Source organism: Acinetobacter sp. B51(2017) (genome assembly GCF_003711395.1).
GTDB lineage: Bacteria > Pseudomonadota > Gammaproteobacteria > Pseudomonadales > Moraxellaceae > Acinetobacter.
On record NZ_PJRJ01000047.1, the window covers coordinates 1 to 12,535 of the forward strand.

The 12,535-nt window shown below is 40.5% G+C and carries 9 protein-coding genes and 3 pseudogenes; 10 read left to right on the forward strand and 2 right to left on the reverse strand.

The genetic code is table 11. The features are described 5' to 3' along the window. The 9 genes and pseudogenes from CYK47_RS15660 to ppk1 form a co-directional block, all read left to right on the forward strand. A pseudogene (locus CYK47_RS15660) lies at window positions 1-221 on the forward strand (RNA-guided endonuclease TnpB family protein); the annotation flags it as partial. A gap of 110 nt (window positions 222-331) precedes the next feature. Next, window positions 332-1,060: a UTRA domain-containing protein gene (locus tag CYK47_RS14190; RefSeq protein ID WP_122902453.1), complete on the forward strand. Its 729-nt coding sequence runs from the start codon at window positions 332-334 to the stop codon at window positions 1,058-1,060. Window positions 1,061-1,200: 140 nt separating this feature from the next. After that, window positions 1,201-2,190, forward strand: coding sequence for a putative 2-aminoethylphosphonate ABC transporter substrate-binding protein (locus CYK47_RS14195; protein WP_252150297.1), 990 nt, complete (start codon window positions 1,201-1,203; stop codon window positions 2,188-2,190). Window positions 2,191-2,206: 16 nt separating this feature from the next. Then, window positions 2,207-3,379 (forward strand): annotated as a pseudogene (locus CYK47_RS14200) (ABC transporter ATP-binding protein). Then, window positions 3,373-5,076, forward strand: coding sequence for a putative 2-aminoethylphosphonate ABC transporter permease subunit (locus tag CYK47_RS14205; RefSeq protein ID WP_122902456.1), 1,704 nt, complete (start codon window positions 3,373-3,375; stop codon window positions 5,074-5,076). The pseudogene CYK47_RS14200 and the gene CYK47_RS14205 overlap by 7 nt, the downstream one beginning before the upstream one ends. A gap of 46 nt (window positions 5,077-5,122) precedes the next feature. Beyond that, window positions 5,123-6,268 carry an FAD-dependent oxidoreductase gene (locus CYK47_RS14210; RefSeq protein ID WP_122902457.1) on the forward strand — a complete coding sequence of 382 codons (1,146 nt, stop codon included), beginning with the start codon at window positions 5,123-5,125 and terminating at the stop codon, window positions 6,266-6,268. A gap of 31 nt (window positions 6,269-6,299) precedes the next feature. Further along, entirely contained in the window at window positions 6,300-7,421 is a 1,122-nt protein-coding gene (gene phnW / locus CYK47_RS14215; protein WP_122902458.1) for a 2-aminoethylphosphonate--pyruvate transaminase, read from the forward strand. A 47-nt stretch (window positions 7,422-7,468) separates the two neighbouring features. Beyond that, the gene (gene phnX / locus CYK47_RS14220; protein ID WP_122902459.1) at window positions 7,469-8,278 is read left to right on the forward strand and encodes a phosphonoacetaldehyde hydrolase; all 810 of its coding nucleotides are present in this window, start codon (window positions 7,469-7,471) and stop codon (window positions 8,276-8,278) included. 435 nt (window positions 8,279-8,713) lie between these two features. Then, window positions 8,714-10,768 carry a polyphosphate kinase 1 gene (gene ppk1 / locus CYK47_RS14225; protein WP_122902460.1) on the forward strand — a complete coding sequence of 685 codons (2,055 nt, stop codon included), beginning with the start codon at window positions 8,714-8,716 and terminating at the stop codon, window positions 10,766-10,768. A 53-nt stretch (window positions 10,769-10,821) separates the two neighbouring features. Here ppk1 and CYK47_RS14230 read toward each other — a convergent pair whose 3' ends face one another. Next, complete coding sequence (locus CYK47_RS14230; RefSeq protein WP_122902461.1) at window positions 10,822-11,415, reverse strand: hypothetical protein; 594 nt, start codon at window positions 11,413-11,415, stop codon at window positions 10,822-10,824. 329 nt (window positions 11,416-11,744) lie between these two features. Between CYK47_RS14230 and ribA the strand changes: the two genes are divergently transcribed. Beyond that, window positions 11,745-12,353, forward strand: coding sequence for a GTP cyclohydrolase II (ribA, locus tag CYK47_RS14235; RefSeq protein ID WP_122902462.1), 609 nt, complete (start codon window positions 11,745-11,747; stop codon window positions 12,351-12,353). A 28-nt stretch (window positions 12,354-12,381) separates the two neighbouring features. Here the strand turns inward: ribA and CYK47_RS14240 are convergent. Then, window positions 12,382-12,535 (reverse strand): annotated as a pseudogene (locus tag CYK47_RS14240) (IS5-like element ISAba27 family transposase); the annotation flags it as partial.

The following is a 12,535-nucleotide window of genomic DNA, read 5'->3' on the forward strand; positions in this document are numbered from 1 at the left end:
TTAATGGGGAGGTTATTCAAGCTGATTGGAATGCTGCGAGAAACGTGCTTGCAAGATTAAATGACAATGAGATAAGTCGTTATACGCCTTACAAAACTGTAAAGTGCATATTGCAAGAACGGACTGACCGCTACAAGTCGGAACTGACCGACTTAGGCTCTAGTTACACGCTTGGAAACAAGACATTAACAGAGTGCGAATTAGTCCTTGACCATGTTTGACTACATTTTAAGGAACAGTGTACGATCAAGTTTGAACCAATACATCTAAAATTCATTTTAAGGTTAAAATATTTTGCTATGATCTTGTTTATTTTAATTACAGATTATGTATGTCTGACTCCATTGCACCCATGCAGCGTGTTCCTAAATACATGCCCATTCGTGATGCGCTTGCTCATCAAATTGAATCAGGCCAATTACAAAGTCATCAAAAATTGCCATCAGAACGTGTACTCTCTGAAAGCTTAAATACTACCCGTGTTGCTGTCCGCGAAGCCTTATTAATGTTAGAAATGGAAGGGCTAATCTATCGCTTAGATCGTCGTGGTTGGTTTGTACGCTCACCTCGTATTATCTATAACCCGCAATCCACCAAAAGTTTTAATCAATATGTCACAGAACAAGGTGCTGTACCAAGTACTGTGCTGCTTTCGAGTCAACGTCTAGTTGCTACAACATGGGATGCTCAGCATCTAGATATTGAGGTGAGTGAAGAGATTTATTCGGTATGGCGTAAGAGAAGTATTAATGCGCGCCCAGTGATGGTTGAGCACCTACGTATTAAAGCCCATCTTTTTCCTGATTTGTTCAAGTATGATTTAAGTCAATCGATGACGCAGTTGATGGCAGAGCATTATGATCGACATTTAACCCGTGCACACATTCACTTATATCCAGCAGCTTTAGCGGAACAACACGCCAAAATGCTGCATGTGAATGTCGGTAGTATGGGATTATATATTTCTCGAACCAATCGTGATCAATCTGGCATCATCACGGACGTTAACCAAGAATACTGGTTGCATGACATTTTAGATTTACACTTTGAAGCGAATTAATCTGGTTTAAACCAGATTAATTAAACTGTCACAAACTATTGCTTAAATAAGACGCATAACAGAATAACATTCGTTGGGAATGTGCGATGCGTCTGACTAAGATTAGAGATAAAAAAACATTATTAATAAGTAGTTTACTAATGCTGAGTACCCTGCTGATTTCAGGCTGTACGACCCATACAATCAATCAAGACCAAGAAGAACTGACCGTATATACTGCTGTAGAGACTGATCAGCTCAAGCGCTATCAATGGGCCCTCAAAAAAGCGCATCCCGAACTAAAAATTAAATGGGTACGTGATTCAACAGGTATTATTACTGCAAAGCTTTTGGCAGAAAAAAATAATCCGCAAGCAGATGTGGTGATGGGTTTAGCATTAACGAGCTTATTAGTGATGGAGCAAGATGATTTATTGCACCCTTATCGCCCCAAAAATCTAACAGCATTAAAAACAAATTTTTATAGTCAGAAAAGTACACCTACGTGGACTGGCATGGCAGCTTGGGAATCGGCTTTATGTGTGAATACCGTTGAATTAAAAAAACGTAATTTGCCTATTCCACAATCGTGGCAAGATCTAACCCAACCGTATTATCAAGGTTTGATTGTGATGCCTAATCCTGCATCGAGTGGTACAGGTTACTTAGACGTCACAGCATGGATTCAACTGTTTGGTGAAGTTAAAGCTTGGCAGTATATGCAAGCTTTAGATCGTAATATTTCCCAATACGTCCATTCGGGTTCAAAGCCCTGCAAAATGGCTGCGCAAGGCGAAACCGTGATCGGTATTTTATTTGGCTATCCTGGACTTAAACTTAAAGCCCAAGGCGCACCTTTAGCCCTGATTCACCCTCAAGAAGGTTTAGGCTGGGAAATGGAAGCATCAGCGATTCTCAAAGGTACCAAGCATCTTGCCAATGCACAAAAATTTATTGATTGGACGGTCAGTGAAGCCGCTAACCAAGCCTATGCACAGAATTTTGCCTTGGTCGCACATCAAAAAATTAAGCCTGAGCATAAGGGTATGCCACTCGATTTAGAACAAAAACTGATTCCGCATCACTTTGATTGGGCAGCCCAACAACGCGACGCGATTTTAAAACGCTGGTCAGCACAATTTGAACATTAATTTAAAAGATAAGACAATGAACATTCCATCCGCTTTACAGCAGGCAAATTCAGATCATCGCACGCTTGCGAGATCGCTTAGAAGCTATTCACAGCAGCAACACCAGCGAGTGCTTGAGATTGTAGATATTCAAAAAGCATATCCAAATAAGCAAGTGCTTGAGCATATTAATTTAGATTTAAGGGCAGGTGAGCTGATTAGTTTTTTAGGTCCATCGGGTTGTGGGAAAACCACCTTACTGCGCATTATTGCGGGGCTTGAGCAACCGGATTATGGGAAAATTATTAAAAAAGGGCAGGACATTACCCGTTTAAAACCAGCCAAACGCCAGTGTGGCGTGGTGTTTCAAAACTATGCACTTTTTCCAAATTTAAGCATTGCTGAGAATATTGCATTTGGACTTCACCCTAAGCAATATAGTAAGCAGGCTAAAGTAGACCGCATTGCTGAGTTACTGGATTTAATCGAATTACCAGACATTGCTGCGCGTTATCCCTATCAATTGTCGGGTGGGCAACAGCAACGTGTAGCATTAGCACGTGCTTTGGCCATCCAGCCCGATATATTGCTTCTCGATGAGCCGCTATCTGCGCTCGATGCCGTCGTTCGAGTTAAACTACGACAAAACATTCGTTTGATTCAGCGCCAACTGAATATCGCCACTATTTTAGTCACGCATGATCAAGAAGAAGCATTAAGTGTTTCGGATCGTATTGCGGTGATGTATGCAGGAAAAATCGAACAACTTGATACCCCGCATAATATTTATTATGCGCCGCAAACCCGCTTCGTGGCTGCATTTATTGGCAATATGAACTTTTTAGCTGGCCGTGTTACAGGCAATCAGCAGTTACAACTCATTCATTCTGCCACAGAGGTACAGCGTACACATCGTCTTGAAAAAGATGAATGGTTTGAAATTGGTTTTCGACCGGAAAATGCCTGTTTAATCCTAGATCCACCTCAGCAGCAGCAAGGTTTGATGATTTAAGTACGGGCGAGCCATGTTGAGTTTTTGGGGGCAAAGAAACGGGTATTGTGTCATGTGTCGCAGCTTGATGGTGCGATGATCGAGTTAACTGTCGATACTGACCATCATACTCTCCTAAGCTTGAACCAAGAGATGTGGCTATGTGTCGATGCAGCACATATTTATCTGTTTGATCAGCAGGGGCGTGTACGATGCTAAATTCCAATACAGCCGCTGCATTGCTCAAAAATATAACCTACAGACGGAGGCACTCTTCCTTAGGTGCGAATTTATTGTTAGGCAGCATCGCCAGTTTATTCACGTTGTGTTTGTTGATTCCATTAATCCTATTGTTACGCAGTGCTTTTTTTGATGTAGACGCTCAATTTATAGGATGGGCCAATTTCAGCAGTTATTTTGCCAACCCTGCGTTAATGTCCTCGATTGGAAATTCATTATGGATTGCTATTTTGGCCATTATGATCACTATTCCCATTGCTGGATTGTATGCTTTTGCTCTCAGCAATACCCATATGCCAGGTAAGGCATATTTTAAAGCAATTGCTTTCTTGCCGATTTTAGCACCTTCAATTTTGCCTGCTCTAGCTTTGGTTTATCTATTTGGTCAACAAGGCATATTCAAACAACTTTTAGGCGAGATCAGTATTTATGGGCCACTGGGCATTTTAATTAGTTATTGTTTTTGGTTGTTTCCAGCGGTCTTTATTTTAATGTTAGGAGCATTTAGGCAGGTAGACCGCCGTTTGATTGAAGCTGCGCAAACATTAGGTAAAAGTCCTATGCAAATCCATTGGCATGTGACACGCCCAGCGATTCAATATGGTTTTATTAGTGCAAGTTTAGTTGCGTTTACCTATGTAATCACTGACTTTGGTATTCCTAAAGTCATCGGTGGCTCATTTAATATGATGGCACTGGACGTGTACAAGCAAATTATTGGACAACAAAATTTAAATATGGGAGCAGTGATTTCAATTTTACTGCTATGTCCTGCATTATTAGCGTTTGTGATTGATCGCTACCAAGCCAGTCGCCATCACCTACGTCAACAGCAAATTGCAGAACCATATTGTTTTGAGCATCGCCGGTTAGATCGAGTGCTATTTGGTTTTTGTAGTTTGGTCGCAGGCAGTATCTTACTGGTTCTAGTCACCGCGATTTTGGCTTCTTTAATTCGTTATTGGCCGTATGATTTATCACTCACGCTCAATCATTATCGTTTTGAGTATGTCACCGGTGGCTGGCATAGCTATTGGAATTCTTTAAAGTTGGCATTTTGGACCAGTATGCTCGGCACTGTGCTGATCTTTAGTACAGTCTGGGCGATTGAACGTTTAAATAGTCATCCCCAATTAAAACACTATGTACAGATACTGACCTTATTGCCTTTAGCAATTCCGGGTTTAGTATTAGGTATCGCGTATATTTTATTCTTTAATCATCCTGCGAATCCCTTGGCAATGCTATATGGCAGCATGACGTTATTGATCATCTCGACTTTAATACATTATTACACTGTACCACATTTAAGCTTAACCCAAAGTATGCAGCAGATTCCTCAGCAGCTCGATCAAGCGGCACAAACTTTAACAGCATCGCGTTTTAAGCTGTTATCCAAAGTTTATCTTCCAATCATGTTGCCTACTTTAGGCGACGTGTGGGTGTATTTGTTTGTTAATGCAATGACGACCGTTTCTGCTGCAATTTTCTTATATTCACCTGAAACTAGTTTAGCTGCAGTGGATATTTTGAATATGGATGACGCAGGCGATACGGTATCTGCTGTGGCATTGAGTGTTGTGATTTTACTGACCTCATGCTTAGTCAAATTGTTGCATTGGGCGATGAGCCAAAAATATTTTAAGCATAGCCAGCGTTGGCGTGAACGTAGCTGATTCGTAACATCCTTAAAAATAGTAAATTTAATCAAGAAGATAAACAATGATAACCGATTTAAATATTGTCGGCGGGGGGATTCTGGGCCTTGCTGCTGCGATTCAAGCCAAACAACACGGTTTAACAGTACAGTTGTTTGAAAAAGATCCCATCGCGATGGGGGCTACACGGCGTAATTTTGGCATATTGGGCAGTGCGACGCTTAGTCATCCAGAGGATTGCTGGAACAGCTATGCACAACAAAGTATTAGCTTTTATCGCAATATCCAAAAACAGATGCAGATTTCCTTTCAGGGACGCACAGGACTGTATTTGGCGACCAATACGTTGCAGGCACAGGTACTAAATGAATTTGCACAAGCTGCAGCGGACTATGCTATTCAAGCCGAATATCTGAATAAAAGCCAAGTATTGCAACGCTATGCTTATTTAAATGCAGATTCTGGATTACACAGTGGATTAGTTTTAACGGGTGAATATAGTGTTGAGCCAGATCAAATCGCCTTGCAGCTCACCCAGTACGCCAAGCAGATCGGGGTTGAAATCTACCCAAATGCTTGTGTTGTTAAAACTTCTGCAGCTCAAGGCATGACTTATCTTGAATTGGCAACTGGCGAATGTTTCTCAGCACAAAAGTTATTGATCTGTAATGGCGCAAGTACAGAAATCCTTTATCCGCAGTTTTTACAACATTTAGGTGTCCAACGCTGCCATTTAAATATGGCGATTACTCAGCCTTTTAGGGGGCAACTTGATACTACGATTTACTCAGGTCTGTCGATTGCACGTTATCCAGGCTTTGCAATTTGTCCGAGTTACTCAGCCCTTTTAGCTATGCCTCAAGATGAACTGGTCACCCATTATGGCATTCATGTTTTGCTTAAACAAAATCACCTTGGACAAATTATTGTTGGGGATAGCCATGAATATACTGCTTTATCAGAACCCACTTTATTTGAACAACATGAGCAGATTAATCAATTTATTCAACAGTATTGTCAACGACAATTGGGCTTTGACTTACCACCTTTACTAAAACGTTGGCAAGGGCAGTATTTATCTCATCCTGAACAACCGGCCTTTTTCGCAGAAGTTGAACCAAATATTTATATCGCGAATGCCATTGCAGGCAAAGGCATGACCACAGGTCCAGGTTGGATCAAGCAGCAACTAAATCAACACATTTTTTAAGTTTAAATATCCGAGTTTGGGAAAAATTAATATGAATGCTCAATTTGAGATCGATAATCCTTACCTACTACTGACCCCAGGACCATTATCAACATCAATAGGTGTGCGTCGTGCAATGCAACGCGATTGGTGTACATGGGATCAAGAATATAATCTTTTGGTCGAGGATATTCGCCAGCGTTTAGTTCATCTTGCAACTGCACAAGTACACGACTATACAGCGGTGTTAATGCAAGGTAGTGGCAGTTTTTCTGTGGAAGCAGTACTTGGAACATGCATTCCACAACATGGCAAAATTTTGATTATTCATAATGGTGCTTATGGGGCACGTATGCTACATATGGCAAAATGCTTAAAACTCAATGTTGTTGAGCTGGCATATGCCGAGACACAACTCCCTGATTTAAATGACATTGCTACAATGCTCTGTGATCCCCAGATTACGCATGTCGCTTGTGTGCATTGTGAAACAACGACTGGCTTACTTAATCCGATTCGAGAAATTGGGGCTTTAGTGAAAGCTAAAAATAAAGTGTGGATTGTAGATGCCATGAGTTCATTTGGTGGTGTACCTTTTGATATTGACACATGGGATATCGATTTTTTAATTTCAAGTGCCAATAAATGCATTCAAGGGGTACCGGGATTTGGTTTTGTGATTGCTAAACGTGAGCAATTGGAGCAGTGTCAAGGTCAAGCACGATCTGTGAGTTTAGATTTATATGATCAATGGTCGACGATGGAGCAACAGCCAGGAAAATGGCGTTTTACCTCCCCGACTCATGTGGTACATGCTTTTCATCATGCTTTACTAGAACTAGAACAAGAAGGTGGTATTAGTGCACGTTATCAGCGTTATCTAACCAATCAGCAAACGCTGGCTAAGGGTATGCAAGCTTTAGGATTTGAATGTGTGATTGCACAAAACGCATATCAATCACCTATTATTACCACTTTTTTGTATCCACAAGACAGCAAATTTAGTTTTGAAGCGTTCTACCTGCACCTTAAAAACAAGGGTTTCGTTATTTACCCTGGGAAAATCAGTGAGTTAGCCTGCTTTCGCATCGGCAATATTGGTGAAGTGCATGTGCAAGACATTGAGCATTTACTTCAGGCAGTTGCTCAATATCATACCTTCGCTAAGGCATAAGCTATTTAATTAACAACACAACACTTTCATTATAAAGAGAACAACATATGCATGCATCACCTATACAAGCGATTGTTTTTGATTGGGCAGGTACGACCGTAGACTTTGGTTCACGCGCTCCTATTTTGGCTTTTCAAAGCCTGTTTTCTGATCAAGGAGTAGAAATTGAGGTCAGTGAAGCGCGTGCGCCAATGGGCTTAGAAAAGCGTGATCATATTGCTGCTTTACTTCAAATGCCCCGTATTGCCGCAACATGGCACAAGGTGCATGGTAAAGCTGCTACTGAGACAGATATTGACCGCTTATATCAAGACTTTATTCCTTATCAATTGCAAGCCATTCCACAATGTGCTGATTTGATTCCAGGAGCTATAGAAACCTTTCAAGATTTACGTCGCCGTCAAATTAAAATCGGCAGTAACACGGGTTATGCCCGTATGATGATGACTGAGCTGATTCATCACGCCGAACAACAAGGCTATAAGCCAGATTGTATTGTGACTGCATCCGATGTGAGTCGTGGACGTCCTTATCCTGATATGTTATGGAAAAACCTGATGCAGTTAGGTAGCTCTGAGATTAAGACGGTGGTTAAAGTAGATGATACTGTGGTTGGTATCCATGAAGGGCTCAATGCAGGATGCTGGACAGTCGCACTGGCAATCAGTGGCAATGAAGTAGGTATGTCATATGAAGAATGGCAAAACTGCCCACCTGAGCAACAACAACAGCTTAAAGCCAAAGCCTATACCACGATGCAAAACAGTGGCGCCCATTATGTGATTGATACGATTGCAGATTTACCTAAAGTTATTGATGCGATTGAAGTGCGTTTAAATCGCGGAGAAAAGCCATAGGGTTGAATTTGCTCATCTGACCAATATTTTTTCAGTAACAAATGAGCTATATCTACGAGTAGATATAGCTTTTTGAATCAATATGATAAAAATTATTTTTAAGATGATGTAGCACTATGAATATGTTAGATGTGAAGTCGCAAAAGTACTCACGTTTTAAAATGATTCTAAAATTCATGCATTTTCTAGTGAGATAAAAACGATTGAGAATCAAGGTGTTCGTACAGCTAAACTATCTGTCCTCAATGCTCTAAGAAGTAGTAAAAATGTAGAATTGTATATAAAAAATAATAAAAATCAAAAATTTAATATCATGTCTCTTTGTTAGTGGCTGAGTGTTTTTGCATCATCTTGTAACTTAATTGTCATATTTAAAACCTAGTATGCCGATTACAGAGGCGACACAACCAGACTGTTTGAGACAGCATGTTCATTATGAAAAATTTTCAACATACATCTGCAACCTATTTCAATCGTGAACAATCTTTATTCGAATTTAATCATCGAGTTTTAGCTCAGGCATTGGATCCATCTTTACCTTTACTTGAACGTTTAAATTTTTTGATTATATTTTCGCGTAATTTAGATGAGTTCTTTGAAATCCGAGTTGCGGGTTTAATGAAACAACTGGACTTAAATGCGACAACGCGTACACCTGACGCCATTCCTACAGAGGCTGTGCTCGAGGATTTATCTACCAATATTCATCAGGCGGTTCAACAGCAATATCATGTTTTAAACCACACGATTTTGCCACAGTTACAAAGCCAAGGTATTCGTTACATTCAATATCAAGATATCCTTGAAAAACATAAAGCTTGGATTCAAGAATATTTTAGTCGTCAAGTACAACCTGTATTAACCCCAATCAGCCTTGATCCTGCGCATCCTTTTCCACGTTTAGTCAATAAAAGTCTTAACTTTATCGTGAGTTTAGAAGGTAAAGACGCGTTTGGCCGTTCGATTGAATTGGCCGTCGTGCCAGCACCGCGTTCTTTACCGCGCTTGATTGCCTTGCCTAAAGAAGTTGCAGGCAATGACCAAGAGCAGATTTTTTTAACCGCGATCATTCAACAGCACATTGATCAGGTTTTCCCTGGCATGAAAGCCACAGGATGTTATGCGTTTCGTGTGACACGTAATGCTGATTTAGTCCTGGCAGAAGATGTCGATGATTTGGCTGTAGCCTTAAAAGATGAATTGTCTTCTCGCCGTTTTGGACGTGCGGTACGCTTAGAAATTGAAGATGATTGCCCACAACATATTATTCATTATTTATTAAATGAGTTTAATCTCGAAACACGTCAACTGTATAGAATTAATGGGCCGATTAATTTAAGTCGCATGTCGACCAGTTTTGAACGACCTGAGCTGAAATATTCAGTCTTTAATCCGACTATACCTAAAGCACTCAGAAAACAGAATAATATCTTTGAAACGCTGAAGCGCCAAGATGTGTTATTGCACCATCCGTTTGATTCATTTCAACCTGTGATTCAGATGCTCAAGGAAGCGGCTAAGGATCCGAATGTACTAGCGATTAAACAAACGCTATACAGAAGTGGTCCAGAGTCTGAGATTGTACAAGTGCTGGCCGAAGCAGCACGAAATGGTAAAGAGGTCACTGCGGTGATCGAATTACGTGCTCGTTTTGATGAAGAATCAAATATTATGGTTGCCAATATCCTACAAGAAGCTGGGGCAGTGGTCGTGTATGGCATTGTGGGCTATAAAACCCATGCGAAAATGATTTTGATTGTACGGCGTGAAAATAATGAGTTATGCCGCTACGTACATTTAGGAACAGGCAATTATCACGCAGGTAATGCCAAAATGTATACCGATTATGGCTTAATGACCACGCATGTCGAAATCTGTGAAGATGTGCATCGAATGTTCCAAGAGCTGACCGGCATGGGTAAAATGGCAAAACTACAATGTCTGCTGCATGCGCCATTTACTTTGCATAGTGAATTAATCAAACTGATTCATCAGGAAATCGAATATAGCAAGCAAGGTCAACAAGGTCATATCATTATTAAGGTCAATGCATTGACTGAGCCTGAATTGATTGCAGCCTTATATGAGGCATCGCAGGCAGGGGTTAAGATCGATTTAATTACTCGTTCGATTTGTTGTTTGATTCCACAGGTGAAAGAGTTATCTGACAATATTACAGTACGCTCAATCGTAGGGCGTTTCTTAGAACATACCCGAGTGTATTACTTCCATCATGGGGGTAAAGAGCGCTTATATTGTGCCAGTGCAGACTGGATGGGGCGTAATCTATTTTCGCGTGTGGAAACCTGTTTCCCGATTTTGGATGCTAAAATTAAACAACGTATTTTAAAAGATGGTCTGATCAATTATCTGAAAGATAACCAAAATGCTTGGCAACTGAATGCAGATGGAACATGGGAGAAAGTCCCTGTTCTAGAGGGGCAGTCTGCGCATAATGCTCAGCTGTATTTGATGAATAGTTTAAAATAAGCAGTTTTTGCATAAAAAATCTCCCGATAGGGAGATTTTTTACTGTGGTAGTTTTAACGCTTAATACGTTGCCAAGCATCTTGAACGGCAAGTTTTGCTTCTTGCCAAGATAAACGCGACTCGCCTTTAAATTGTTGCCACTTCGCTTCTAATTCTGTTTCTACCGAACTAAAATCTTTGCTTTCATCTTGTAGCTGATGATCATAGCCAAGTCGATAGGCAGGTGCATAATCCCTTACATAATCTAAATCTCGATCTGATTGATAATAACTGGTATGTTGATAGTGCTCACGCCAGTATTCATCCTCTGGATGATGTTGGTCAGGCTGAGCAATATCATGCCCAGCAATACCTCCAACTACACCACCAATAATGCCACCGACGACAGCTCCAGGCGGCCCACCAGCTACGCCAAATGCTGCACCTACAGCAGCCCCACCGAGTACACCTGCACTCGTGGCCGCAACATCTTCTTTAGCTGTATCTTCATGGGTGTTAGGCGTTTTCGCTGTACCTTGGTTCATATCGGGTACATGCTGGTGATCAGTGGGTGGGGAGTTTAAATCTGGGCGAGCTGGTGGAATTTTAGATGGGTCTATCTGCGTAGAATGATCAACTTCTGCTGTTAATTTTTTATTATCAACCATGTTGTTACTCCTTATACGGTTTAAATCTTAGTCGTTGTACGAGATTCTAGCTGTACAGTGCAGTTGATTTAAAACCCGGGTTTGAATGAAGTGTTACAATGCTTAGATTAGCTTATGGATAAGTTTACTTTGTCTTATAAATGTCGAAATCAGGTAAGCTGCTGTTGGCTATATGTCATGTGATAGAAAAAAAGCCATCTTTTTTACTGATTTTTTGCTTAATCTGAGCAGTTAAATTCACACAAATTTCACCAATTTTTTTCTATTCTCACAAAGCTTTATTTAACGTGCTATCTGTGCGTTTTATTTGTACTCTTGGTGGATAGAACATGGCGATACAATTCATTTCTCAAGCAAAACTTCCTACAGTTTTTGGTAATTTTGATATTCATGCCTTTCAAGATCCAAAAACAGGCGAAGAACATATTGCGCTGAGTAAAGGCTTAAACAGTCATACGATAGAAAATAAACCCGTATTGCTTCGTATTCATTCAGAATGTTTAACTGGAGATGCCTTTGGCTCTTTAAAATGTGATTGTGGTTCACAGTTGCAAAACACAATGCAAATGATTTCAGATGCAGGTAGAGGCTTAATTTTATATTTGCGTCAAGAAGGACGAGGTATCGGCTTAACTAATAAAATTCGTGCTTATGCTTTACAAGACCAAGGCCATGATACAGTAGATGCGAACCTCATGCTTAATCTTCCTGCCGATGCACGGCGTTATGAGATGTGTAAAATCATGCTGGAACATTTACAAGTTCATCAGGTGAAATTAGTGACGAATAATCCACTTAAAATTGCAGCATTACAGGCCCTAGATATTAATGTGGTTGAACGTGTGGCACTGACAGTAGGATTAAATCGGTTTAATCAGCAGTATTTAATGACTAAACAGCAGCGCATGTCGCATCTCTATCAGCACAGCGATTTCTAACTCTATACTAGACCTCTTGCGAAAGTGGTTATTGCAAGTTTATTCGGTTTACCAGTGCAGCAATTAAGTTAATGCGTAAACCGAATCTTTTCCGTCTATTTCGATAGCGTTCACTTAATATTCTAAATGTTTTCAATTGACTATTGATGTGTTCGATCACAACTCGTATTTTTCCAATCAGT